This window comes from Pseudoalteromonas sp. NCIMB 1079 (assembly GCF_040567695.1).
GTDB classification, from domain to species: Bacteria; Pseudomonadota; Gammaproteobacteria; order Enterobacterales; family Alteromonadaceae; genus Pseudoalteromonas; species Pseudoalteromonas distincta.
On the sequence record NZ_JBEWZA010000001.1, the window covers coordinates 3,096,810 to 3,121,888 of the forward strand.

The 25,079-nt window shown below is 39.1% G+C and carries 22 protein-coding genes, 1 tRNA gene and 1 pseudogene; 5 read left to right on the forward strand and 19 right to left on the reverse strand.

Annotated elements, in window-relative coordinates:
- Positions 1-143 precede the first annotated feature (143 nt).
- Complete coding sequence (locus ABX891_RS14395) at positions 144-2,810, forward strand: ATP-binding protein (RefSeq protein ID WP_354629773.1); 2,667 nt, start codon at positions 144-146, stop codon at positions 2,808-2,810.
- A 73-nt stretch (positions 2,811-2,883) separates the two neighbouring features.
- Here ABX891_RS14395 and rimI read toward each other — a convergent pair whose 3' ends face one another.
- The 5 genes from rimI to guaB all read right to left on the reverse strand — a co-directional run bounded on the left by rimI (position 2,884) and on the right by guaB (position 7,089).
- Positions 2,884-3,351: a ribosomal protein S18-alanine N-acetyltransferase gene (gene rimI, locus ABX891_RS14400; protein WP_002958780.1), complete on the reverse strand. Its 468-nt coding sequence runs from the start codon at positions 3,349-3,351 to the stop codon at positions 2,884-2,886.
- Complete coding sequence (locus tag ABX891_RS14405) at positions 3,338-3,643, reverse strand: hypothetical protein (RefSeq protein WP_354629774.1); 306 nt, start codon at positions 3,641-3,643, stop codon at positions 3,338-3,340. The genes rimI and ABX891_RS14405 overlap by 14 nt, the downstream gene beginning before the upstream one ends.
- 64 nt (positions 3,644-3,707) lie before the next feature.
- Positions 3,708-3,784: transfer RNA gene (locus ABX891_RS14410), tRNA-Trp, on the reverse strand.
- Positions 3,785-3,939: 155 nt separating this feature from the next.
- Positions 3,940-5,517: a glutamine-hydrolyzing GMP synthase gene (gene guaA / locus ABX891_RS14415; protein ID WP_002958782.1), complete on the reverse strand. Its 1,578-nt coding sequence runs from the start codon at positions 5,515-5,517 to the stop codon at positions 3,940-3,942.
- A 102-nt stretch (positions 5,518-5,619) separates the two neighbouring features.
- Positions 5,620-7,089: an IMP dehydrogenase gene (guaB, locus tag ABX891_RS14420; RefSeq protein ID WP_002958783.1), complete on the reverse strand. Its 1,470-nt coding sequence runs from the start codon at positions 7,087-7,089 to the stop codon at positions 5,620-5,622.
- Positions 7,090-7,490: 401 nt separating this feature from the next.
- On the opposite strand from guaB, the gene xseA reads away from it, so the two are divergent.
- Positions 7,491-8,822 (forward strand): exodeoxyribonuclease VII large subunit, encoded by a 1,332-nt coding sequence (gene xseA, locus ABX891_RS14425; protein ID WP_354629775.1) that lies wholly within the window; start codon positions 7,491-7,493, stop codon positions 8,820-8,822.
- Here the strand turns inward: xseA and ABX891_RS14430 are convergent.
- From ABX891_RS14430 to ABX891_RS14445, 4 genes are all read right to left on the reverse strand, one after another.
- Complete coding sequence (locus tag ABX891_RS14430; protein ID WP_024606055.1) at positions 8,819-9,496, reverse strand: hypothetical protein; 678 nt, start codon at positions 9,494-9,496, stop codon at positions 8,819-8,821. The two genes, xseA and ABX891_RS14430, sit on opposite strands and share 4 nt — an antisense overlap.
- Positions 9,497-9,531: 35 nt before the next feature.
- A complete protein-coding gene (gene cysE / locus ABX891_RS14435; protein WP_002958786.1) occupies positions 9,532-10,350 on the reverse strand; it encodes a serine O-acetyltransferase in 819 nt (272 codons plus the stop codon).
- A gap of 112 nt (positions 10,351-10,462) precedes the next feature.
- Positions 10,463-11,221: a hypothetical protein gene (locus ABX891_RS14440; protein ID WP_354629776.1), complete on the reverse strand. Its 759-nt coding sequence runs from the start codon at positions 11,219-11,221 to the stop codon at positions 10,463-10,465.
- Positions 11,222-11,344: 123 nt separating this feature from the next.
- The gene (locus ABX891_RS14445; RefSeq protein WP_354629777.1) at positions 11,345-14,227 is read right to left on the reverse strand and encodes a M16 family metallopeptidase; all 2,883 of its coding nucleotides are present in this window, start codon (positions 14,225-14,227) and stop codon (positions 11,345-11,347) included.
- A 250-nt stretch (positions 14,228-14,477) separates the two neighbouring features.
- Between ABX891_RS14445 and ABX891_RS14450 the strand changes: the two genes are divergently transcribed.
- Complete coding sequence (locus ABX891_RS14450) at positions 14,478-15,434, forward strand: methylenetetrahydrofolate reductase (protein WP_197121206.1); 957 nt, start codon at positions 14,478-14,480, stop codon at positions 15,432-15,434.
- 126 nt (positions 15,435-15,560) lie between these two features.
- Here the strand turns inward: ABX891_RS14450 and ABX891_RS14455 are convergent, their stop codons facing one another.
- The 5 genes from ABX891_RS14455 to ABX891_RS14475 form a co-directional block, all read right to left on the reverse strand.
- Positions 15,561-15,749: a hypothetical protein gene (locus tag ABX891_RS14455; RefSeq protein ID WP_039484956.1), complete on the reverse strand. Its 189-nt coding sequence runs from the start codon at positions 15,747-15,749 to the stop codon at positions 15,561-15,563.
- Positions 15,750-15,765: 16 nt separating this feature from the next.
- Positions 15,766-16,566, reverse strand: coding sequence for a sensor domain-containing diguanylate cyclase (locus tag ABX891_RS14460; protein ID WP_354629778.1), 801 nt, complete (start codon positions 16,564-16,566; stop codon positions 15,766-15,768).
- Positions 16,487-16,744, reverse strand: a complete 258-nt coding sequence (locus tag ABX891_RS14465) for a hypothetical protein (RefSeq protein ID WP_354629779.1) — start codon at positions 16,742-16,744, stop codon at positions 16,487-16,489. The genes ABX891_RS14460 and ABX891_RS14465 overlap by 80 nt, the downstream gene beginning before the upstream one ends.
- Before the next feature lie 59 nt (positions 16,745-16,803).
- Positions 16,804-18,051, reverse strand: a complete 1,248-nt coding sequence (locus ABX891_RS14470) for a DEAD/DEAH box helicase (protein ID WP_182672962.1) — start codon at positions 18,049-18,051, stop codon at positions 16,804-16,806.
- Positions 18,052-18,226: 175 nt separating this feature from the next.
- A complete protein-coding gene (locus ABX891_RS14475) occupies positions 18,227-18,928 on the reverse strand; it encodes a DUF3581 domain-containing protein (RefSeq protein WP_197098123.1) in 702 nt (233 codons plus the stop codon).
- 202 nt (positions 18,929-19,130) lie between these two features.
- Between ABX891_RS14475 and ABX891_RS14480 the strand changes: the two genes are divergently transcribed.
- Positions 19,131-19,910, forward strand: a complete 780-nt coding sequence (locus tag ABX891_RS14480; protein WP_354629780.1) for a CPBP family intramembrane glutamic endopeptidase — start codon at positions 19,131-19,133, stop codon at positions 19,908-19,910.
- Positions 19,911-20,014: 104 nt separating this feature from the next.
- Entirely contained in the window at positions 20,015-20,407 is a 393-nt protein-coding gene (locus ABX891_RS14485; protein ID WP_354629781.1) for a hypothetical protein, read from the forward strand.
- A 16-nt stretch (positions 20,408-20,423) separates the two neighbouring features.
- Here ABX891_RS14485 and ABX891_RS14490 read toward each other — a convergent pair.
- The 5 genes and pseudogenes from ABX891_RS14490 to proB all read right to left on the reverse strand — a co-directional run bounded on the left by ABX891_RS14490 (position 20,424) and on the right by proB (position 24,995).
- Positions 20,424-20,712, reverse strand: a pseudogene (locus ABX891_RS14490) (2OG-Fe(II) oxygenase).
- 163 nt (positions 20,713-20,875) lie between these two features.
- Positions 20,876-22,360, reverse strand: a complete 1,485-nt coding sequence (gene gltX / locus ABX891_RS14495; RefSeq protein WP_002961608.1) for a glutamate--tRNA ligase — start codon at positions 22,358-22,360, stop codon at positions 20,876-20,878.
- A gap of 39 nt (positions 22,361-22,399) precedes the next feature.
- Entirely contained in the window at positions 22,400-22,759 is a 360-nt protein-coding gene (locus ABX891_RS14500; protein WP_077535797.1) for a glutaredoxin family protein, read from the reverse strand.
- A gap of 56 nt (positions 22,760-22,815) precedes the next feature.
- Positions 22,816-23,790, reverse strand: coding sequence for a GGDEF domain-containing protein (locus ABX891_RS14505; RefSeq protein ID WP_354629782.1), 975 nt, complete (start codon positions 23,788-23,790; stop codon positions 22,816-22,818).
- Between the two features lie 101 nt (positions 23,791-23,891).
- On the reverse strand, positions 23,892-24,995 hold the full coding sequence (proB, locus tag ABX891_RS14510) for a glutamate 5-kinase (protein WP_197098131.1): 1,104 nt from the start codon (positions 24,993-24,995) through the stop codon (positions 23,892-23,894).
- Positions 24,996-25,079 lie beyond the last annotated feature (84 nt).

Here is a 25,079-nt window from a genome sequence, read left to right on the forward strand (position 1 = left end):
TTAAATAACTTAAACATAAAAAAAAGAGCTAAAGATCATGCAACTAATGATTGTAATTTAGCCACCAAGACCGCTATAAGCTTGTGTAATCAGGTCGTAACGCATATTATTGGCAGATTGCATGGAGGATAAGTCGTTTGGTCATGAAAACCAGTAAGTTAAGTATAAGATTATTATGGTATATAACACCTCTTGTTATTCTGCCACTGCTATTTTTAGGTGGCTTTACGCTCACCAATGTCACTAATTCAACACAAAAACAAGCTGATTTAATAATGAGCCGTTTTGTTGAGCAACAACAGCAAAAAATATTCAACTATATCGACTCTTTTCACTCTACTGCAAAACTACTTTCAAATTCGCCAGTACTTAGTGACTTTTTAGCAAACGATATTAGCGCCAACGGTAATTACACCCGAAAACTTGGCGCGCTTATGGATGTATTTGCCAGTTACAGCGAAGCTTATCCAGATATAATTAGCATTAATTTAGTTTCAGCAAGTGGGAAAAGTGATGCCTATTACTCTAATAACCTAACAACAGCGCCTAAAAGCTATCCATTTTTTAATCGAGTATTGCAAAGTAATTTAAGTACACAGCAATTTATGATTCAAAAGGACGATGGCACCACGAGCTTATATTTCATTCAACGAATTGACAGCGTTGATTACTACTTGAAACGTCCACAGCAGCTTGGTTTTATTGTAATACATATAGAGCCTTCAATACTCAACTCCAGTATTTTAGAAGCGCCATATAACAACACACTTAATTTAATGTTGACCAAAGACGGGAAAATTTTATTTAGCTCCGACTACAACATGCGCGGCCAATACATAAGCGAATATGAACTTAACCAAGTACACGATCTTGCCGATATAGGCATGCTTTCTACCATTGAACTCTCAAGCATAGATAAAATAGAGCGTATGATTTTTGCCGTACAAATGCCCGGTGGATATTATTACGTTTCAACCATTCCCAAAGGTGTGCTTTATCAATCTGGTAAAGCCATAAGCTTAATAACAGGCTTAATTGTTATTATTTCGATAATCACCCTGCCAATATTAATTTTTATAGTGGTACGTAATTTATTACTTAACCCAATTGAATTATTAGGTGCTGCAAGCCACCGTGTTGGTGATGGCGATTTGTCGGTGCACTTACCAGCTCATACAAATGACGAAGTGGGTGTTTTGTTTAACGACTTTAACCACATGGTTAATCAAATTAGACACTACCAGCAGCAGCTTGAAGAATATAAACACCACCTTGAAGATAAAGTAGAAAGTCGTACTAAAGCACTTGAAGCCATGAACAGCCAACTAGAGCTTGCAATTGGCCAAGCCGAGCAAGCTAATCAGCTTAAAAGTCGTTTTTTAGCTAATATGAGTCACGAAATACGAACGCCACTTACGGCTATTATGGGCTTTACAGAGCAATTACTCCACAACGACAAAGTAGCCAACGACAAACAACATCTAAGCACTATTTTACGTAATTCAAAATACTTACTAGAGTTAATAAATAATATACTCGACTTATCTAAAATTGAAGCTGAAAAGCTAGCTGTCGATTTGTCTGCGTTAAACGTAGTGCAGCTTGTGCATGACATTGAATCAATTATTCAACCACTGGCACAAGAAAAACAATTAACCCTTAATATTGATTACCAACTGCCGCTACCTCGCACCATTTATAGTGATGTGACCCGCTTAAAACAAATACTTATAAATATTGCAAATAACGCTGTTAAATTTACCGAAAATGGCAGTGTGTCTATTTGCGTGCATTATTTACAAGCAAGTCAAAAGCTAGAATTTGTAATTAAAGATACCGGCATTGGGATGTCTGAGCATCAAATAGAGCGTGTGTTTAAACCGTTTGAGCAAGCCGATGCCACAACCACACGTCGTTTTGGTGGTACAGGCCTTGGGTTGTGTATTTCTAAAAATTTAGCACTGTTACTTGGTGGCGATGTAACGCTTGAAAGTGAAGTTGGCGTTGGTAGCCGCTTTACAATTAGGGTGTCGTGTCAGTTATCTGATGATCAACCAATGCTTGAGTTTTTAACGCAAGAAAGCCAGTTAATACCAGAGAAAGACCCTCTCTTATCGTTTGCGACCAATAACTTTGAGGCTAATATTTTAGTCGCTGAGGATAACCCTGATAACCAACTATTAATTAAATTATTACTTCAAACTTGGGGCCTTGAACCCGATATTGCTAGTAATGGCGCACAAGCTGTAGAAATGGCACTCGTTAATGACTACCAGCTTATTATAATGGATATGCAAATGCCTGTAATGGGCGGATTAGAAGCGACTAAAATGCTTCGTCATGCAGCATACGATGGCCCCATTATTGCCCTTACTGCTAATGTTATGAACCACGATATAGGTACTTACCTAGAAGCTGGTTGCAACAAAGCACTCGCTAAGCCCATTGATAAAGATGCTCTGGAAAATGTACTCGTAAGCTACCTACATCTTGAAAAGGATAATCAAAATAAGTGGGACAGCTTATTAAAAAGCGAAAAGTTTCAGCAAATTACTGATAACTATTTAGCCAACTTACCTATTTATTTAGAAGAAGTTAAAACTCTGCAACATTGTAATGACTGGGAAGCATTAAGAAGTATAGCGCACAGTATTAAAGGTAGTTCTGGATGCTTTAATTTTGATGAAATTTATCACAGCGCTGCGGCACTTGAAGAAAATTTAAAAAGTAACAATAAAGTGCCAAGAGACGAGCTGGTAAATAAATTAATAGCAGCCATTGAGCAAGCAATTAGTGGCAAAGTAACCTAAAAGAAAATTTACTAAATAGTACAAGTTCGGTGCGTTAGCGCTCTATGCTTAAAACGCTAATCACCGACTTTAATTATGAAAAGTTTAAACCTAATGCCATGCCCATTAAAATAGCGTCTTCAAAGCCATTTTTGGCCGGATTATCACTTGGATAGTAGTTTTTACGCACTGACATCTCTGTAAAGCCAGCGTTCTCGTATAGCGCAATAGCCCGCGTATTAGATTCGCGTACTTCTAAAAAGAGGTTTTCAGCATTTTGCTGTTCACCATATTCAATAAACTGAGCTAACAACTGCCTTGCAATACCCTTACCCTGGTGGCTTGGTGTTACACAAATATCCATAAGCGTAAAATCAGGCCCTGCTTTTTCACCAATATAAAAACCAATCATGCTCACCTCATCAAATGCGGCAACATTAAAATAGCGCCCGCCTATACATGAACTCATTGTATTTAAAGTCCACGGATGGCTATGACATGCTGTTTCGATGGCCATTAATTGAGGTATTGCAGTTTCATCTACTGATTTAAAGTTTATCAAGGTGTTCACTCATTAAAGCCCATAAAGCACGCTTCTCAGAGGCGTTGAGCTGTGGGGTTGGCAATGTAAGCTTATTGTCGTTTAATTGCATCTCACTACCCTGTACAACGCTATTTATAATAATAGCCCCTGCACTGAGCTTAATGTCTGCAAATAGTTGCTCATTTATCGTTAAAGAACTAGCTGTCGTGCTTTGCGATAAAGTACCTGCTTGGTCATTTGCTTGAGAACAATAATGCTGATTGAGTTCAAGATTTTCTATATCAAAAATAGCTGCGTAACGTGGATGCATAACAACTCAGTAGATTAGACATTTGAACAATATAAGAAGTAATAAAAACGATGTAAAGAAGAAATGGCAGGGGCGGAGAGATTCGAACTCCCAACCATCGGTTTTGGAGACCGCTGTTCTACCAATTGGAACTACGCCCCTGCAATGACGACGAATTATAGAGAAGTTTCGCCAAAGGTAAAGAGAAAAATCACTCTTTTAGTTCAACTGCTTTTTAAATAAACAAAACGGCGAATTAGCATGCTAATTCGCCGTTTTTTAATCACTTAAAATTAGTTAATTAAAACTAAAATTAATTATTCCCATTCGATAGTTGCAGGTGGTTTACCTGAAATATCGTAAACTACACGAGAAATACCATCAATTTCGTTAATGATACGGTTTGAAACCACACCTAAAAATTCATATGGTAAATGTGACCAGCGTGCTGTCATAAAGTCGATTGTTTCTACACAACGAAGTGATACAACCCAATCGTACTTACGTGCATCGCCCATAACCCCTACCGATTTAACTGGTAAGAATACAGTAAACGCTTGGCTTACTTTATGGTAAAGCTCAGCTTTGTGTAGCTCTTCGATGAAAATCGCATCTGCGCGGCGTAGTAAATCACAGTACTCTTTTTTGATTTCGCCAAGTACACGTACACCTAAGCCTGGTCCAGGGAAAGGATGACGGTAAAGCATGTCGTACGGTAAACCAAGTTCTAGACCAATTTTACGCACTTCATCTTTGAATAATTCACGCAATGGCTCAACAAGGCCCATTTTCATGTCATCTGGTAATCCGCCCACATTGTGGTGAGATTTAATAACATGCGCTTTACCTGTGGCAGATGCCGCAGATTCAATAACGTCAGGGTAAATTGTACCTTGCGCTAACCATTTCGCATTTTTAAGCTTTTTGGCTTGCTCATCAAATACATTAATAAACGTGTGACCAATGGCTTTACGTTTATCTTCTGGGTCTGACTTACCAGCTAAATCATTTAAAAACTGCTCTTCAGCTTCAACTTTAACAATGTTTAAGCCAAATTTATTACCAAACATGTCCATCACTTGCTGGCCTTCGTTTAAACGAAGTAAACCATTGTCAACAAATACACATGTTAGCTTTGCGCCAATTGCACGGTGAATAAGCATAGCCACAACTGATGAATCAACACCACCAGAGAGACCTAAAATAACTTCGTCATCACCTACAGTTTCTTTAATACGCTCAATAGCATCATCAATGATTTTTGCAGGAGTCCATAATTTTTCACAGCCACAAATATCAATAGCGAAACGCTCAAGCAAACGTAACCCTTGATGAGTATGCGTTACTTCTGGGTGAAATTGTACGCCGTAAAAACGCTTTTCTTCGTTAGACATTGCAGCATGTGGACAAGTAGATGTTTTAGCTGTTGTTGTAAAATCAGCTGGAATGTCCATTACTTTATCGCCATGACTCATCCATACGTCAAGTATGCCGTTGCCGCCATCAGTAATATGGTCTTCAATTGCATCAAATAATGCACAGCTGCCTACTTTTTCAACTTGTGCGTAGCCGAACTCTTTTTTATCAGAGCTGTGTACACTTCCACCAAGTTGAGCTGCCATTGTTTGCATACCGTAGCAAATACCTAGCACAGGCACGCCTGCATTAAATACATACTCAGGAGCGCGCGGGCTGTTTTCAAGTGTTGTTGATTCTGGACCACCAGAAAGAATAATACCTTGTGGGTTGAACTCGCGGATTTGCTCTTCAGTCACATCCCATGCCCAAAGTTCACAGTAAACACCAATTTCACGCACACGACGGGCGATTAATTGAGTGTATTGTGAACCAAAGTCTAAAATGAGAATTCGTGAATCGTGAATATCTTTGCTCATGGAGTATCTCGTAAAGTCTGATGCTAAATGCCGTTTGTTAATGTAAACGACTAAAAAGAGGGCTTGCAAAGCAAGCCCAGTATATTAAATTAATTACGCTGCTTAACCTAAGCGGTAATTTGGTGCTTCTTTAGTGATTTGCACATCATGAACATGCGACTCACCCATACCTGCTGAAGTAACACGTACAAATTGTGGTTTTGTATTTAGCTCTTCAATTGTTGCACAACCCGTTAAGCCCATAGCACTACGTAAGCCACCTACTTGCTGATGAATAATCGTTGCAATAGGACCTTTGTAAGCTACGCGACCTTCAATACCTTCAGGTACTAACTTGTCTGCTTCGTTTGATTTTTGGAAGTAACGATCTGATGAACCTTCTTTTTGATCCATCGCGCCCAATGAGCCCATACCACGGTAAGATTTGTAATAACGGCCTTGGTACAATTCAACTTCACCTGGTGCTTCTTCTGTACCAGCAAGAAGAGAACCCACCATTACACACGATGCACCAGCAACAAGTGCTTTAACAATATCACCAGAAAAACGAATGCCACCATCAGCAATAACAGGAATGTCGCGACCTTTTAAGCCTTCAACAGCATCTGAAATAGCGGTAATTTGTGGAACGCCACAACCGGTAACAATACGTGTAGTACAGATAGAACCAGGGCCGATACCTACTTTAACTGCATCCGCTCCGGCATCAGCTAGTGCAATCGCACCTTCAGCCGTTGCAATGTTACCTGCAATAATTTGTAAGTCTGGGTACTCTTTGCGAGTTTTAGTAACACGGTCAATAACGCCTTGAGAGTGACCATGCGATGTATCGATAAGTAAAACATCAATACCCGCTTCTACTAATGCAGCAATGCGCTCATCAGTACCTGCGCCAACACTTACAGCAGCACCTACACGTAAACGACCTTGGTCATCTTTACATGCGTCAGGTTTGTCTTGGGCTTTTTGGTAATCTTTTACTGTGATCATGCCTTTGAGTTTAAATTCATCATCAACAACAAGGATTTTTTCAATGCGGTGTTCGTGCATTAAGCCTAAAATTTCTTCGCGTGCTGCGCCCTCTTTAACGGTAACAAGCTTTTCTTTTTTAGTCATAACGGTAGAAACAGGCTGTTCAAGCTTAGTTTCAAAACGCATATCACGACTAGTAACAATGCCTACAAGCACATTATTGCTGTCGGTAACCGGAAAGCCTGAAAAACCTTTTTCGTGCGAAAGCTCAATTGCATCTGCAATTGTTAAATCGGCAGTAACCGTTACAGGGTATGAAACAATACCTGCTTCGTAGGTTTTAACTTTACGTACGTTTTTCGCTTGTTCTTCAATAGTCATGTTTTTATGAATAAAACCAAGACCACCTTCTTGCGCAAGGGCAATAGCTAAACGAGCTTCTGTAACAGTATCCATAGATGCTGAAATAAGCGGCAAGTTAAGTTTGATACCACGCGTTAAGCGAGTTGAAATATTTGCCGTGTGTGGCAAAACAGTAGAATGACCAGGTACTAAAAGTACGTCATCAAAGGTAAGAGCTTCTTTAGCGATTCTAAGCATTTTGGCAACTTCTCACATGTGGATCTAAGATAAGGAATTGCGGCCAAATTTTAACAGCGTTGTTGGCATGAGTAAATAATATTTCGCAAATATTTATGATAATATAGGGTCTATTAGACTTTCAAGGTTAAATTTGCAGCAGTTTGTTAGGTATTTAGGCAAGGCAGAGCCTATGCAGTGTGGTTATCCCCCATAAATAGGCGATAACGTAGCATCAATTCCAAACAAGCGCTGCCCAAAGGGTTCAGCCTAGGGGCGATTAACTCTTTGTTACTCGGTTTTTACTTAGCCCACTAGGTTACAAACCTCGCGCCGCGATTAAATCGCCCCTAGTTTGAACAAATTTTAATCTGCAAAGGTCAATAGACCCTTGCTTTATAAATAGTTTTAGGTTGTTTTTTATGTTTTCGAAGCCTTCGCAGACGGTTTACACCGTGTCGCGCCTTAATAGAGAAATTCGCACAATCCTTGAGCAAGGTTTTGCATCTTTAGTGCTCACGGGCGAAATTTCTAACTTTATTACCCCTGCATCCGGCCATTGGTACTTTTCGTTAAAAGACGATAAAGCACAAATTAAAGCCGCTATGTGGCGTGGGAATAATCGCAACCAAAGCTATCGCCCTGCAAATGGCGCGCAAGTTACAGTAAAAGCGCGTGTATCACTTTATGAACCTCGCGGTGACTACCAGCTTATTGTTGAGCATATGGAACCGGCCGGCGAAGGTCAGCTAAAACAAGAATTCGATGCGCTTAAAATGCGTTTGGCCGCCGAAGGATTATTTAGCTCTGCGTATAAAAAACCACTTCCGCAAAACATTAATCGTATTGGTGTTATTACCTCTGCAACCGGCGCTGCTATAAAAGATATTTTAACGGTACTTAAACGCCGTGCGCCGCAGTTAGAAGTAATCATTTACCCTGCTATGGTACAAGGCAAAGAAGCACACCTACATTTAATTAATCAAATTGAATTAGCTAATGCTCGTGATGAAGTTGACGTACTTATTTTAGGACGAGGCGGCGGATCACTTGAAGATTTATGGTGCTTTAATCACGAGCAACTTGCGCGCGCAATTTATCAAAGCGAGCTGCCCGTTATAAGCGCTGTAGGCCATGAAATAGACACAACCATAAGCGACTATGTAGCCGATTTACGGGCTGCCACTCCATCAGCCGCAGCTGAGCTTGTAAGCCCTAATACGCAAGAGTTACACAACAAAGTAACACAATTAGTTAATCGTTTATCTAACGCGTTTAAGCACGGTATTGCCGATAAACGCGCATTAGCAACGCAGTTACAACACCGCCTTAATTTGTGTCATCCGCGTAATCAGCTTAGTCAAAAATCACAACGTTTGGATGAGCTAAGCATTGCGCTGCAACAAGCTATGCGTAATCGTTTATACCAACAAGAACGCACACTCAATAACTTAACGCCGCGTTTGATGCGCCAATCACCTGATAAAAAACTCGCTTCAGCAAGCCATCAACTCTCGCAATTACAAGCTAGGCTAAACCAAGCTATACAGCATCAGTTACAACAAGCGAATAATAGCTTAGCACTGCAAGCAAGCAGGTTAGACTCGGTAAGTCCGCTTAATGTTTTAGCGCGCGGTTATAGCATCACTAAAACACAGCAAGGAAAAGTAGTTAAATCTGTGGGGCAAATTAAAACAGGCGATGTTTTAGTTACAGAGTTAGTCGATGGCTCTATAGAATCACAAATTATTTAAAGCTCTGTACTTAGCAACATTTTAAGCTCGCTATCGCTTGATGTGGAGGTAGTGCTTTTAAATTGTTGCCAAAACTCTTGTTCCATCAACTTATCGTTTAGCTCTCGCCATTGAGCATTACCAAATGTGTCGTTATCAGTAGGGGCGGCAAGTTCAAATTCACATACTGTTTTTTTACATTTTGCACTAACAACGTCAGGAATAATTGATAAATCAGCTGTTAATAAAAAATCTTGTAATGCCATTTCAGTACGATAAGCCCATTCTTCGTCGCGCGTTTGATTTTCAAATTTATCACGTAAAATCTGCTCAAAATCTGAAGGGCTCCTCATTTTCTTTAAAACACTTTTGAGCGCCGCTTTCTGTTCGGCGAGCTGCTGCTTAAGCTGAGTTACTTGCTCTTCTAAAGGTAGTTCATCAAGCATTTGGGTTTCTGAATTGGTTGTTGGCGTGTCTTCAGCGGGCTCTATACTAGCGACTTGCTCAGGTGCTGAACCTGTATTACTCAATACCTCATTACTTTGTTGTTCAGTATGAAGCTTTTTCTGTTTTTCATAACTTGGCTGCGACTTAACAGATTCCGGATAACTTGAAGCTGCATTAAAGTAGCTCCAAGTTAAACCTACACCCGCAATAAACCCAATCCCTAGAGCCAATAAACTATTCTTGTTCATGTTAATTCCTTTTAAGTTTTATTATTTTTAATTACTTATAGCATTGCACTCGTGTGCGATTCGTTTTCAGGCTCAGGATTTGCTAAAAAGTTTTGGTTCATACTTTGCGCCGGACACTCACAATCCGGTCGACCAATAATTTTAGCGGGTACGCCAACAGCGGTTGTGTGTGGTGGAACATTGCTAAGCACAACTGAGCCCGCGCCAATTCGTGCGCCCTCACCTACTTCAATATTACCCAGTACTTTAGCACCCGCGCCAATTAATACGCCCGCTCTAATTTTGGGATGACGATCGCCCTGCTCATTACCTGTACCGCCAAGCGTTACAGATTGCAAAATTGATACGTTATCTTCAATTACCGCTGTTTCACCAATAACAATACCGGTTGCGTGGTCAAACATAATGCCTTTACCCACTTTACATGCTGGGTGAATATCGACCCCAAACACTTCAGAGTTACGGCTTTGAATAAAGCGCGCTAGCTCTTTGCGATTTTGTTGCCACAAACAATTAGCCAAACGGTGCGCCTGAATAGCATGAAAACCTTTTAGATTTAATATAACCGTAAGATAGGTTTCTGATGCCGGATCGCGGTCTTTTACCGCTTTAATATCCTCAGCAACAAAAGATAGCATACGGTCACATTTTACAAATGCTTGGTCAAACAGCTCTCGGATAGTGAATGCAGATACCACCGCATCAGCCAACTTATTAGCAACAATAAAGCTCAATGCCGAACCTAAACAATCATGATTTAAAACACATGAATAAACATGACTTGCTAATAATGGTTCACGTTTTACTACATCGTTAGCTTCGTCGCGAAGCTGTTGCCAAATTGCATGACGCATAATACTGCACTGCCTTAAGTTGATATAAAATAGCCTTTTCCCAAGTCTAACGGATTTAACCACTAAGGTGTTAATCCCTTAGTTATTTGTTCTGGTTATTAGATATAACATCTTAAATAGAATCTATTTTATCTTTTAACTTTTGTGGGTTCTCAAATGAAGGGAAATATCTCATATCCTCCCATTGATACTTTTTAAGGCTTTTATAATTTTCACAATATTGTTCAGCATAAACATTTATCCAAAAAGATTGCTCTTTAGTTAGATATCCTCGTAAGCGATAAAAATACTTACCTGTAATTTCTTGAAAGTGTCCGCTTTTTTTTGCAAGCTCTATCACTTCCTCAAATAAAAGAGCAAGTAATTCACTCTCTTTTTCAAATATCCCCTGATACTTCTCGCTCTTAATTATTTTACTTGCTTGCTCCGAATAGAACTTATCAATATCAAGTTCTGTTCCAATAAATGGTATGTTACACAATTCATCTGTAATCTTAGTAAAGTAACTTGAATCACTTTCTAGTTTTTTCTCTACACTTTTCTCTAGATCGCTAGCTAATTGAGCAAAAAGGCTATTAAATAATTGCTGCTCTACTTGTGAAACAACCTGTTGATGATGCCTTGCATTTTGACGAAGAACACTCCTATGTGCTCTTTGGTTTTTTCCATTTGTTTGAATCAAAATTATAACTGTAAAAAACGCGAGAACAGGGCTTAACATTCCACCGAAGTATGTCGCCATTACCCCCCATTCGGATTGTGTATCCCAAAAACCAAAACCAAATTTAATAATATATGGCAAACCAATTATTAGAAAAAAAGCTACTATAAAAAGATAGACATTAAGAGGTTTATTTAAAAATTTAAACATACTAATTCCTTTCGGCTTTTAACCTTATCAAAAAATACATATTACTAAAAAATTATTCAAAATATAAAAATGCCCCAATGTATGGGGCATTTAAATTATCTTAATTTATAACTATTTAAACCTTCATTGAAATACTTTATCGACTTTCATCACTTCAATATTTTTTGCAGGAATTGCTAATTTATAATCAGCAATCACTTTATCTTCAGCCACTAATTCGGCAGGTTTATCGGTGTTGTAAACCATTGGTGATGTTTGCTGCGATGCTAAACGTTTTTGCATATCAGCGCCGTCACCAGTAATAAATACATAGTGAACATTGTCTGTTTGTAAGTTTTCTTTAATAACGCGATTAACATCAGCAAGCGTTAGCGTTTTAAGTTTATTAGTTACGTAACTTACAAAGCTATCTGTGTTGTAAAATTCGCTATCAAGCGCGTAACCTAATTGGCGATTTTGACTTGCAACCATTTGCGGCACAAAGTTAATTAAAAAGTTACGCGTAGCTTCAAAATCACCTTCGCTCATACCATTTTTAATTAGCTTATCTAGCTCAAACAAGGCGGTACGAGTTGCAAAGTGCGCATCGTTATTAGAGCGAAGTGGGCGTAACCACACTTGAAATATTTGCTCTGAGCGCCCTAGGTTTGCATCTGGCTTGGTTTGAAACATACCACGTGGAAAGTATTCAATGTATGCGTAATCGCCATAGTTCATGCCGCGAGCTTCACGAATGCGCTCATATAAAAAGCTGTTAGAACTACGGTGCTCACCAAAGTACGAACGCACAAGCCAAAGGGCTGTCCAGTCTTCGCTACTTCTTATTGTATCAATAGGAAAACCAAACGATACAGCCGTCGATTGCGCTGACTTTTCTACAATAGTTGCATGATGACCTTTAAGCACTGGCGCATCAGGAATACTTAAACGGCTTTGCTCACCTTTTGGTAGCGTTGCAAAATCGCTCATCATTTTAGCTTTAAGGTTTGCAGGCACAGCCCCAATTAAGCCAATCGTGAGTTTAGATTGCGTAAGCTCGCTGTTATGAAACGCTTTAACATCATCTAGCGTCAACGCTTCTAAATCCGAAATATCACCGTAGTTGTAACTTTCGTAAGGGTGATTTTTGTAAAGTGCACTGTATAGCACTTCTTTGCCTAGCTCTTCATCGTTAGATGCTTTTAAGCCTGATTTAATACCATCGATCATTTCTTTTTTAAGGCGTTTAAAGTCATCGTCTCTAAAGCCTGGGTTTAATAATTGATCGCTCACAAGTGAATACCACTGCGCTGCATTGTCTTTATGAATACGCCCTTGAAACGACAGCATTTCTTTATCTATTTGATAACCAAAGCTACCTGCAAGCGGATAAAGTGCTTTTTGAATATCTTTATAGCTTGTCGCCTCTGAGCCACCTTGTGCAAGCATAGCCGCAGTGAGCGCTGCAACACCTTTTTTGCCTTGAGGGTCGGCAGCCGCGCCGGTATTGAATAAAAAGTTAACATCAATTAATGGCGAGCTATTCGTTTTATCAAGCACTTTAAATGCAGGTGCCGCAGATGCTTGTTCAAGTTTTGCAGTAAGCGCATTTAAATCAACTTCTTGCTCAAAACCTGGGGCTTTATCAAGTGCCGACATTGTTAATGTGGTACGTGCGTTATCAGTAAAGTATTTATTAGCAACGGCTTTAATATCTGCGCTGGTGATGTTATCTGCCGATTTATACAGCTGGTTTATTACCTCAGGATCGCGCTCAAAATGCATGTAGCTTGCAAGGGTTGATGCAATCGCTTGCGACGAATCTAAGCCATTAATAAAGCTGTACTTAAGGTTCGATTTTAAATCACTCAACTTTTGCTCATCAACAAGCTCAGTGCGTGCTTTTGCATAAGTTCGGTTAATGGCATCGCGCGCAGTGGCTAAATCGTCTGCGTTTTCTACTTTAACAAATACGTGTAATAAACCCGGATCTTTGGTCTCTGGGTTATAGGTAAACATTTGGCTGGCAATTTGTTTGTCGACCACTAGCTCTTGATATAAATCTGAATTATTTGAAAAATAAAGCTGTGAGATTAAATCAAGCGCCGCTCTGTCTTTTTTAGCAGGCTCCCACGCAGCGCCTTTGTACGATACGAGTAACCAATGCCCTGGTAGCGCTTCATCTTGCTGGTGCAAATATTTTGGTGCTTGTTGAACAGGTTCTGCTTTAATGTCAGCAACATAGTTACCCTTTTTCCAGCTGCCCCAATACTTTTTAACCATTGCCATTGTTGCTTGTGGGTCTACATCGCCCACGATGACAAGTGACACATACTCAGGCTTATAAAACTTAGCAAAAAATTCTTTACCATAGGCCATTTGATCAGGCATGGCTTCTATGTCTTTAAAAAAGCCCATAGTGGTGTGTTTATACGTGTGCTTATCAAACGCTTCTTCGCGTACAGCGCTTAATAATTTACGAATTGGGCTCGCGTTGTTTTTTAAGTACTCACCTTTTACCGTTTGTGCTTCTGTTCTAAATTGCTCTTCGGTGTAGGTTAAGTTTTGAAAAATATCAGCTTCAAGCTCAAGTACTTTATCAAGGTGCTGCTTCGAAAAGTTTAAATGGTAATTTGTATAATCGTTTGTTGTATAAGCGCGGTTATCAACACCTGAATTTTTTAATATGTCTGAGTACACATCTTCAGGGTATTTTTGTGAGCCTTTAAACATCATGTGTTCAAAAAAGTGAGCAAAGCCTGTTTTGCCCTCTTCAACTTCGTTACGCGATCCAACCGATACCGGAATTTGTAGCGACACGACATCAGGGTAATCGGTTTTAACAACCATGACACGCAAGCCGTTTTCTAGCTCTTCAATTAAGTAATCTTGTGAAAAAACACGGTCATCAGCTTTATTTACTTGTTCTTGTTGTGCTGTTGTTTGCGTGCTTTGGTTTTGTTGCATGGTGCAACCTGTTAACGCCAGCGATACCGCTAAGCTGGTTGCTAATAATTTAAATTTCATTGTTGTCCCTTTTTAAATTGAGCAAATTTGTTGTCAGATTTAACTCTTTAATTATGCCCCAAAGCCAATAAATATAAGAGTCCCAAGGGGATTTATTATGTAAACAACTGTGTCAATTATAAATTATGGGAACAAGCACTATGAATAAACATCATGTTAATTGAAAAACTTTCATTAAATAAATCTATCTAGACGTCTAAATGGCTGCTATATTAAATCCATCAAAACAAACTTAGCTGGAATGAGGATTATGGCTTTATCACTAAAAGAGAAGATAGTGGACACCAACCAAGGTGTTTATCTTATTGGTACTACCCCGCCTAAAATTGGCACCGATAAAGCGCAATTAAAAACCATTGCAGAAAAGCTATTAGGTCGCTTACACGAAATTGAATACGACGGCGTGATAATTTACGACATTCAAGACGAAAGCAGCCGAACTAATCAAGACCGTCCATTTGCGTTTAAACAAACCGTTGATCCGCGTGAATACAGCCATTTACTTCGTAATTTATCTGCACAAGATGTGATTACTTATAAAAGTGTGGCGCAGCGTGGTGTAGGCGAATTTAAAGATTGGCTAAGTGAAACTAAAAACGACTACGATTTACAAAATGTTGTTTTAGTAGGTAGCCCATCATCGATAGGCGATATAAAGCTAAGCCTGCCAGATGCTTATAAAGCGATGGCTGAGCAATCAGATGATTTCTTTTTAGGTGGCGTTACGATTGCCGAGCGCCATTCAAGTAAACGAAATGAGCACGAACGATTAATAGAAAAAACAGCACAAGGTTGTCAGTTTTTTATATCGCAAGCTGTTTACGATGCACAAGCTACTATAGAGCTAATCACTAGCTACGCACGTACATGTAAAGCGCAGGGTATTGCACCACAACGTATTATATTAACGTTTACCCCGTGCGGCGGCGAAAAAACCTTAGAATTTATGCAATGGTTGGGTATCTCAGTGCCAGAGGCAACTAAATGGCGCATGCTCGATGCAGACAATACATTAAGCGAATCGGTCCGTATTTGCCGCGAAAACCTCGACTTAATACTTAAAAGCTGTGCTCATTTAGATGTACCGCTGGGCTTAAATATTGAAAGCTTAACAAACCGTAAAGAAGAAATTGACGCGTCAATTAACTTATACCGTTTATTAAAAGCCATTATGGAATTAAACCTAGCCGAAAAACTAATAGCTTAAAGGCTAGGTTAGAGCTAATTAACACCCTTCTTGGCAAGCCTCATGGCTTGCTTTTTTATGTCCGTACTTTGAAAAATAAATTAATAAGTACAAGTAAAAATTTGCAGCTTAAGCTATTCATTGAAGCTATTTTTGGTTATTACTCTCAAGCCTTTTTAAGGCAAACCCCATAGAGGAGCACATAACACCAAAAATAATTCCCTCATCAGATATAAATCTAATGCTAGGAAGCGCTTCAAATAAGCTTATTATTGCTAATGAAAAAATAAAACCTATCGCAGAAAAAACCAGCCAAGTTTTTGTGGCATGAGTCATGACGAACTTCCTTTTATTATTGTGCTTTTTTAGCGAGCCTATACGCTTGTTTATTTTTATACATTGCGTGGTCGGCATCATTTAATAGCGCTTCAAAGGGCTGCTTTTGTTTATTTGTAAAACTATAACCAATACTGAGCGATAAATCGCAAACACCTTCTTTTAGTAAAGCATTTGTATACTCAGTCGAAATTTTATCCATAATGTAGTTAATTTTGCTTTTATCACTTAATTGCATTACTGCAACAAACTCATCACCACCTAAACGCCCTACTATGTCGGCATCCCTTAAATGGTTTTTTAGCGTATCCGCCAAAATAATTAAGGCTTTGTCACCTACTTCATGACCAAAGGTGTCGTTTAATTTTTTAAAGTCGTTTATATCAATAAACAAACAACACACGTCAAAACCTAAGCGTAGCGCTAAATTAAGCTTTTGCTGAGCTAGTAAGTTAAGTGCTCGGCGATTATAAATATTCGTTAATGAGTCTAACATGGCTATTTCGCGCATTTGTTCATAGCTGTAAACAAGTGCTAGGTCGTCTTCAATTAAATCGCGTAGTTGCTCTATGAGCTCAAAGTATTCATCGGTATAGCTAGTTATTTTAGTGTCTTTTAAGCATAGCGTGCCAAATACTTCACCTTCTGGCCAATGAATAGGTAAACCTAAGTAGGATTCAACACCGTCCTCAACTACTTCTGGTAGGGTGTTCCATGCATCGTTATTGCTTGCATCATTAACATAAAATATTATTAGTTTCAGCGACGTGCCGACAAAAAAGAGGTGTTTGAGGAGGAAGTATCGGGTTGGTTTCAAAGCTTGAGCCACCTTCGTTACTTCTAATAACAACGCGATAGCCTTTGCTTGTTGCCTGAACTATATAACCAGATGGGGCTGAAAAAAGCCCCGTAATAAGGTCGATTGTTTTTTGCCATTTATGCAAAGATATTTGGCCATCAACACCAGAGAATGCCCATTTATCAGTTTCAAACATTAACTTTACCTCGGCTATTTAATAGCTCCAGTATAGGCAAAAAAGCAAAGTAAAAGCTATTATTTACGACGTCTACTTGGCTCTCTTTTACCAGTGATGCGTTTTTTATCGCGATCTTTTCGCGACTTGTTAGTATTTTTACGATTATCTTTTGGCTTTTTATTAGGATCTGGCTCGTAACCTTCTAACCACTGCGGCGTTAAACGCGTATCGAGTAGTACTTCAATTTCTTCTAGCAGCCATTGCTCATCAAGACTCACCAGCGACATAGCAAGTCCTTGTTCACCAGCACGACCTGTACGGCCAATACGGTGCACGTAATCTTCGGCAATGTAAGGTAGTTCAAAGTTAATTACGTATCTAAGTGTAGAAATATCTAAACCACGCGCAGCGACATCGGTTGCAACAAGTACGCGTGTAATACCTTCTTTAAAGTTTTGCAATGCACGGTCACGTGCGCCTTGCGATTTATCGCCATGGATTGATTCGGTTTTTAACCCATCTTTACACATTTCTTTAGCGAGCTTATCAGCCATTTGTTTTGTGCGAGTAAAAATAAGCACTTGGCGCCAGTTTTTCATGCCAATCATGTGCGATACAAGTTCGCGCTTACGGTCTTCATCAACAGCGTAAATAACTTGCTCTACTTCAACCGCAGCTGAGTTACGTTTATCAACTTCAATTAGTTCTGGGTTTTTTAGTAGTTTTTTACTGAGTTCAAACACGCTGTCATCAAACGTAGCCGAAAAGAGTAGAGTTTGGCGATCGCCCGGGATATGGCGCAATATACGTTTAATTTCATCAATAAAGCCCATATCAAGCATACGGTCAGCTTCGTCAAACACTAAAGAGTCTACGCTTGAAAGTACCACGCTGCCTTTAACTATATGATCAAGCAAACGCCCTGGTGTCGCCACTATAACTTGTGCTGTTTTAAGTGCTTTTATTTGAGGGCCAATACTTGCACCACCATAGGCTAAAGCGCCATTAATGTTAGTGCCTTGTGCATACTTTTCAAAGCTGGCAAATACTTGCTGAGCAAGCTCTCGTGTTGGCGTTAAAATTACAACGCGGGCAAGGCCTTGCTCATCTTTTTTAGGGGTATTTAAAAGCTTATGTAATAGAGGTAAAACAAAGGCGGCGGTTTTACCCGTACCTGTTTGCGCGCTGCCCATTACATCACTTCCGGCTAAAATAGGCGGAATAGTTTTAATCTGAATTGCGGTAGGTTGAGTGTAATTATTTTGCTCAATCGCTGTTAATAATAACGGGTCGAGATTAAGTGATGAGAACGTAGTGGCAGACATAGGCTTAGCTTTAAAATAACAAAGAGCGCTATTGTACGCATATTACTGTACTGCGTAAATTAACCAGTCCAGAAAAGTATTTAATCCCTCGGCTAATCTAGCTGTACTCTTAAAACCAATAAAAAAGGTGCTAAATAACAGTGTATTTAGCGCCTTTTAATAATTTAATGTAGCTTTAAGCGGGTTTTAACGTCGCTTTACGTTCGTTGTAAAACGCGATTAAATCGTCAACTGTTGCTTGGCAATATTCACGAATACCCGAAACCACCATGTGCTTTTCACCAAAACCCACTTTAACGCCGTTTTCTAACAGGTTAAAACGTAGTGTAATTTTTCCGCGCTTGCCGGCGTACTCAAAACTAGGCTCTGCAAACTCAAGTTCTGGTGCTGTAATATCAAGGTTATCAAGATTAATAAGCATTGATTCGTAAATTACCATCGGACGAGCAGGGTTTATCATTACCTCTTGCTTGCCCATTAATGGGATAATTACATGCGGAAAGGTAGTACCAGAAAACTCAACATAATTTTTTATTAGACTATTAGTTAGTGCTGGGCATTGGCTGGTTTTACCGCTGCGCTTTACCTTTAAAATTACTTTTTCGCCATTGGTAACATCAAACTCATCGGCTCCCTCAGGGAAATGTAGTTTGGTGTTTTCATCAACCATACCGGCAAAAGTAAATTCCATTTGTTCACTAATACCGTAGCGGTCTAGTACCAATGAAAAAAGTAAGTCTCCTGGCGCGCAAAACTTTTTGGCATCTTTGTCGTGAAGTGGATTGTAATCATCAGCAACGCATTTAGCGAATCGACAACCTTGCTCACGAGAGATAGAAACATAATCAGCATGCTGCTGAAAAAAAGGACTTAACATAGTTTGTTCACTGCTTAAACTGCTTATAACCTATCTATATTACCAGAAAAAAAATACTGAGAGGTCGAATCTGTTAGATTAGTTGCTAAATAAAACAGAGCAATAAAAAACAATGACCTTTTATTTATTAGCGCTATCAATTATATGTGTATTTCCGTACTGCAAAATATCAATAATGCGGCAACCCCTTTGGCACTACTTAATGGCTTTAAGTGTTCTAAGTGGGTATTTTCAAGGTTATATAAATTTGTATGCTCTGCTCAGCACTGGGCTATACGTTGTTTTATACTACTGTGTGCTAAATGCAAAGCGGGCAATAATACGCGCTATTTTAGGTACTGTTTTTATAATTTCCTCACTGGCATTAGCACTTCATTGGGTGCCTGGTTTTAATAACCTCCCTATTGTTATAGATGAGCGTATTACAAGCGATGCGATTGCTTTTACCCTTTATGCTAATTTTGATAAAGCTATGGCTGGTTTATTCCTTTGTGCTTACTTTTATTCGAATAAAAAAAATTTAAAAGCAGACTCTAATAAAGCAGGCCCATTAAACGTTAAACAACCTATTTTTATAATTATTACTACTGTTTTAGCTTCGCTCACTGCGGCTTTAACACTTGGACTTGTAAGCTTTAACCCAAAAGTGCCCAACTTTTGGTTAGCCTTTATTGCTATTAATCTTTTATTTACCTGTGTAGCTGAGGAAGCTTTGTTTAGAGGTTTATTACAAACCAAACTTAGCCAAATAATCACATCTACTCGCCCAGCGCTACTTGCTCCAATAATGACAGCAGCAGTGTTTGCTTTGGCACATTTTGCAGGAGGATTTAACTATGTATTGGTTTCATTTATTACAGGCTTAGGATATGGCTATATTTTTTATAAAACGCAGCGCTTAGAGTGGGCCATTATGTGCCATTGGTTAGTTAATGTTTGCCACTTCTTTTTGTTTACTTACCCTATGCTCAGTAAAATCTAAATACATTTACAAATGCTAACAATTTACCCATTAGCAAACATTGCCAGCATTTGATTTTATTAGTAATTTACTACTTTAAATAATAAATTAAAGGACTAATAAATATGCTACGTTTTATAATGACAATAACAGTGCTGACCACAATAACTGGTTGTTCAGGAATGACTTATCATACAGATATAGACAACGGTGTTTTATCTCAAGAAATTGGCACATACGTTAATAAAAGAGATTTACAGCAATTTTATAGCGACCAAGAAGCACACGAAAGTGGCGCAACACTTTTAGGGCGAATAGAAGGTGAAAGCTGTGATGGCGACGGCATGGGCAGCAATAATGTAAGTTACAATCGCTCTAAATCAAACGCGATTGATTTACTTAAAGCTGATGCTATGCGCAAAGGCGGAAATGCTTTTACTATCAATTCCTGTAGTGAAACCTCTGTATCGTACTGCGACTTATCTGTTTTATGCACCGGACAGGCCTACGACTATTAATAAGTAAAAGTGCAAATTATATATTAAGCGCAAAGCTCAGTAGCACACGCTTTCCAGACTCGATTTTAGATACGCTGTGTTCGTACTTATCGGGTCTGAACAAATACACGCGATTAAATAAATTTATAATGCATTTTGAGCATTTAAATACCCCGTTTCTCTAATACAAAATTGAGCTTGTAATAGCGCCCTTGCTGCACAGGGTCAATATGGTTCATTACGCTATGATTGGTTGGGTAAGTAACAAGGTTTATCGAAAATGTGTTACTGCTAAAAATGGCTTTGTTTTTTACAGGTGCAATCATACTGCCTCCTATGATTTTATATTCCCTATTGTATCATTGGGCTAAGTACTAATACTTTAGTTAAAAAACATCAAAATACGATGTCATATAGCTAAACAGCCTGAAACAAAAAAGCCGAACTTATTTTACTAAGCTCGGCTTTTAAAAGTACATTGTTTAGCAATTATGCACTTGGGTATTCGCGGTACGCACGCTCTATATTTTTAGCCTGCTTTTTAGAAATACCTAAATGAGCAAGCGCTACACGTAAACGAGCACGTGATAAGTCAGAGCCTAATATTTCCATTGCATCAAGCACTGACGTACTTGATGTTTTGCCTGTAATTGCGACAAAAATTGGCTCTAAAAAGTCTTTAATTTTAAGCTCGTGGAATGTAGCCACTTCTTTTGCAATTGCAAAAATAGCGGGCTTATCAAAGCTACGTAAGCCTTCAAGCTGCCATACAAAAAATTGTAGGGCTTGGCGTATTACGTTTTCGTCTGCTTTACCAGCTGTTAATAGCGCAGGATCGTAAGTTGGAATACCACCTACAAAGTGCCCTGCCAGCTCAACCATATCCGAAAGGGTATTAATACGCGTTTTAGCCTCTGGTAATACTTTAGCTAACATTTCACCGTTAAACTTCCAATCAACAAAGCGCTGAATTAACTGCTCGTCGGTTAGATTTTCACGGATCCACATGCCGTTTAACCAGCTTAATTTATCCACGTCGAATACTGGGCCACCAAGCGATACGCGCTTCATGTCAAAGTTTTCAATCATTTCATTAAGTGTGAACTTTTCACGCTCATCTGGCATTGACCAACCCATACGACCTAAATAGTTAAGCACGGCTTCTGGCAGGTAACCCATTTCTTTATAGTAATTAATAGATGTTGGGTTTTTACGCTTAGATAGCTTTGATTTATCTGGGTTACGTAGCAATGGTAAATGACCAAGTACCGGCGCTTCCCAACCAAAATCTTCGTAAAGTTTTAATAACTTAGGTGCTGAGTTAATCCACTCTTCGCCACGGAAAATATGACTAATTTGCATATGGTGGTCATCAACTACGTTCGCTAAAAAGTACGTTGGGAAACCATCCGCTTTTAAAAGCACTTGCATGTCTACGTTTTCCCACGGGATCTCAATTTCATCTCGTAGGTAGTCGTTAAACTTAAATGTGCCTTCGCTTGGGATTTTCATACGTATAACGTAAGGTTTGCCTGCCGCTAAGTTTGCTTTAATTTCTTCATCTGTATGGTTTAAACCACGACCGTCGTATTTAGGGCGCAAGCCTTCTGCCATTTGCTCTTCACGCATTTGATCAAGCTCTTCGCTTGTTGCAAAACAGTAAAACGCTTTACCATCGTCAACTAACTGATGCGCGTATTTTTTGTATAAATCGCTACGCTCAGATTGACGGTAAGGACCAAATTCGCCACCCACATCAGGACCATGATCCCACTCAAGCCCTAACCAACGTAGGCTATCCATTATCGCAAGTTCCGACTCTGGCGTGCTACGTACTTGGTCTGTATCTTCTATACGAAGTACAAATTCACCGCCTTGTTGTTTAGCAAAACAGTAGTTAAATAAGGCGATATAAGCGGTGCCAAGATGCGGGTCACCAGTTGGCGACGGGGCAACACGGGTGCGAATTGTCATGGTAAATTCTCTTTAAATAAGTGAGATAATAAAAGTGGTTTATGCAGCTACTTTGTTTAAGTAAGCAATAATATCGTTTGATTCATACAGCCATTGTACTTGACCGTTTTGCTCTATACGCAGGCAAGGCACTTTAACTTTGCCGCCTTGTTCAAGAAGCTCTTGACGATATTGCTCATTATTTTTTGCATCACGCGTTTCTATGTTTAAGCCTTCGCGCTTAATAGCGCGGCGTACTTTTACACAAAACGGGCATGCTTTAAATTGGTACAGTTTAAATTGTGAGGTTTGCTGATCAAGCTGTGCTTGCTCGTCGCTTGCACGCTTTTTACTGCGAGGAGTAAATACAAAATTAAAGAATAAGATTATACAACCTAAAAACCAACGAACTAATTTCATGTTCTGTGCTCTGCTTACAACAATTTAAGGAGCCAGATTTTAGCACAAATTTACAATCAAAAAAGCTCAATACTGTTATCTATCTTTGGTTCGTTATTAACTTCTAATTCACTGTAGGAGGTAACTCTATTACGGCCAGTATTTTTAGAGTAGTAAAGCGCTAAATCAGCCTGGTTTACAATACTCGATACAGTATCAATACTCACTAACTCTAAAAAACCAATGCTAATGGTTAATTGGCCAATTTGTGGAAAAGGGTATTGGGCAACATTAAGGCGTAACCGGTTAAGTGCAACATGTGCATCACCCTCTGTTTCTGCTTGAAATAACATAGTAAATTCTTCACCACCATACCTAAATACATAGTCTTCAATTCTAAAATTATTTTTTAGTAGCCGTGCAACAAGTAAAATAACCTCATCGCCAATTACATGCCCGTAGTTATCATTAATATTTTTAAAGTTGTCGATATCGGCAATAGCTAAATACCAACGTCGCTTTTTATTGTTATCATTTCTTGGTAACAAAAAACCGTTACCCGATACAATCTCAATTACTTTTTTATCAAATGTTTGCCTATTTAAAAGCTCTGTAAGTGGATCTAACCGCGACTTATATAATAGCCCAAGCTGATTAGCATAAATATTTAAAATATGTACAGCTAACATAGTTATTCGTTCTGGTAATTCTTGCTCGGTTTCTATTAATAAAGTGCCGACTACTTTTCCAAAATGATAAATAGGCACGTAACTTGTTGTGCTACTAAAGGCATAGCTCACCCTAATTTTATTTTGAGTGACCTTTTGTAATAATAATGATGCTTCATCTGGGCTTAATTGCTCTAAATTACTATTTGGATTAATAAGAGTAGGGGGTATAGGGGCTGAAAAGTTTTTATTGACGTAAATAGCAAAATTATCAACTTCGAGCAAGTCGCTAATTATTTGTATTAATGCGCTATCTAAATCACTTTCTTCCTCTTGCTGGGTAAGCTTAATAATCCATTCGTGCCCACACTTATTTGCCTTCATTACACTGCCTAAACTAATTAAACTTTTATTAGTCTAGACAATACTCATGAATTTACTAAGTTATGAGGTAATACTTATTAACTAATCCTTTAGAATAGGTATTAAAGTAATACTAAGTCGTCGCGATGCAATACTTCTGCACCACTATCGTAATCGAGTAACTGGCCTATTTGACTAGAATGCGCACCCTTTATTTTATTTACCTCGATGCTACTAAAGCGCGTTAAGCCCCGTGCAATTACTTGATTTTTATTATCTATTAAATCAATTAAATCACCGCGTTCAAAACGTCCAAATGCATTAGTAACGCCTTTAGCAAGTAAGCTTGCGCCTTTATTTTGAAGGGCGCCAATAGCACCTGCATCTATAACAATTTGGCCGGTACTTTTAGGCCCGGCTAGTAACCATTTTTTACGGCCATCTTTTGGAGCGGTGAGTTTTAAAAAACGCGTGCCTGGTAACTCGTCACTCATGCATTTTAAAATAACGTTTTTACCTGCGCCTTTAGCAATAATAACTTCAACGCCTGCGCGCCTTGCAATGTCGGCGGCTTGCAGTTTAGTCGCCATACCGCCGGTGCCTAAGTTTGTACCACTGCCACCAGCAAGTTGGCGCAGCTCATCGTTTATATGTGTTACTTCGCCAATGAGGGTGGCATCGGCATTTGTGCGAGGATCGCTGGTAAATAACCCTTCTTGATCGGTAAGTAGCAATAATTTATTAGCATTAGCCAAAATAGCGACAAGTGCCGATAAATTATCGTTGTCGCCTACTTTTATTTCACTGGTAGCGACTGCGTCATTTTCGTTAATGATGGGTACAACGTCGTAATTTAGCAGTGCGGTGAGTGTATCGCGGGCATTAAGGTAGCGCTCTCTGTCGTCTACATCAGCGCGAGTAAGCAGCATTTGCCCTACATTTACCCCATATAAAGCAAACAAGCTCTGCCAAATATGAATAAGTTGACCTTGTCCAATTGCAGCAAGCATTTGTTTATCAATTAAGCTTCTGCCACAGGGTTTTAATAGTTGTTCGCGCCCAGCAGCTACCGCGCCGCTCGATACTAAAATAACCTGATGCCCCTGCTTTTTAAGCTCGCAGCATTGGCGTACTAATTCAACCATATGTGCTTTGTCTAGCTTATCGGTGCCGCCAGTTAGTACGCTTGTACCAAGCTTTACAACTATTACCTGTTCCCTTTGCATGTGCTTTTTACTATTGATTAATTAAAGATGAATTAATTTATACCAGCTCGGTATTTTTGAACAAGTTAAAAATTTTCATGCTAG

Excerpts from the sequence above, each read along its gene's own strand:
- ABX891_RS14485 (WP_354629781.1), top strand. The coding sequence starts at position 20,015 with ATGCTACGTTTTATAATGACAATAACAGTGCTGACCACAATAACTGGT.
- ABX891_RS14475 (WP_197098123.1), bottom strand. The coding sequence starts at position 18,928 with ATGTTAAGTCCTTTTTTTCAGCAGCATGCTGATTATGTTTCTATCTCT.
- ABX891_RS14470 (WP_182672962.1), bottom strand. The coding sequence starts at position 18,051 with ATGTCTGCCACTACGTTCTCATCACTTAATCTCGACCCGTTATTATTA.
- cysE (WP_002958786.1), bottom strand. The coding sequence starts at position 10,350 with ATGCGTCATGCAATTTGGCAACAGCTTCGCGACGAAGCTAACGATGTA.
- ABX891_RS14465 (WP_354629779.1), bottom strand. The coding sequence starts at position 16,744 with ATGTTTGAAACTGATAAATGGGCATTCTCTGGTGTTGATGGCCAAATA.
- ABX891_RS14445 (WP_354629777.1), bottom strand. The coding sequence starts at position 14,227 with ATGAAATTTAAATTATTAGCAACCAGCTTAGCGGTATCGCTGGCGTTA.
- guaA (WP_002958782.1), bottom strand. The coding sequence starts at position 5,517 with ATGAGCAAAGATATTCACGATTCACGAATTCTCATTTTAGACTTTGGT.
- gltX (WP_002961608.1), bottom strand. The coding sequence starts at position 22,360 with ATGACAATTCGCACCCGTGTTGCCCCGTCGCCAACTGGTGACCCGCAT.
- xseA (WP_354629775.1), top strand. The coding sequence starts at position 7,491 with ATGTTTTCGAAGCCTTCGCAGACGGTTTACACCGTGTCGCGCCTTAAT.
- ABX891_RS14450 (WP_197121206.1), top strand. The coding sequence starts at position 14,478 with ATGGCTTTATCACTAAAAGAGAAGATAGTGGACACCAACCAAGGTGTT.
- ABX891_RS14455 (WP_039484956.1), bottom strand. The coding sequence starts at position 15,749 with ATGACTCATGCCACAAAAACTTGGCTGGTTTTTTCTGCGATAGGTTTT.
- ABX891_RS14500 (WP_077535797.1), bottom strand. The coding sequence starts at position 22,759 with ATGAAATTAGTTCGTTGGTTTTTAGGTTGTATAATCTTATTCTTTAAT.
- ABX891_RS14480 (WP_354629780.1), top strand. The coding sequence starts at position 19,131 with ATGGCTTTAAGTGTTCTAAGTGGGTATTTTCAAGGTTATATAAATTTG.
- ABX891_RS14505 (WP_354629782.1), bottom strand. The coding sequence starts at position 23,790 with ATGAAGGCAAATAAGTGTGGGCACGAATGGATTATTAAGCTTACCCAG.
- ABX891_RS14395 (WP_354629773.1), top strand. The coding sequence starts at position 144 with ATGAAAACCAGTAAGTTAAGTATAAGATTATTATGGTATATAACACCT.
- ABX891_RS14405 (WP_354629774.1), bottom strand. The coding sequence starts at position 3,643 with ATGCATCCACGTTACGCAGCTATTTTTGATATAGAAAATCTTGAACTC.
- guaB (WP_002958783.1), bottom strand. The coding sequence starts at position 7,089 with ATGCTTAGAATCGCTAAAGAAGCTCTTACCTTTGATGACGTACTTTTA.
- ABX891_RS14430 (WP_024606055.1), bottom strand. The coding sequence starts at position 9,496 with ATGAACAAGAATAGTTTATTGGCTCTAGGGATTGGGTTTATTGCGGGT.
- ABX891_RS14440 (WP_354629776.1), bottom strand. The coding sequence starts at position 11,221 with ATGTTTAAATTTTTAAATAAACCTCTTAATGTCTATCTTTTTATAGTA.
- proB (WP_197098131.1), bottom strand. The coding sequence starts at position 24,995 with ATGCAAAGGGAACAGGTAATAGTTGTAAAGCTTGGTACAAGCGTACTA.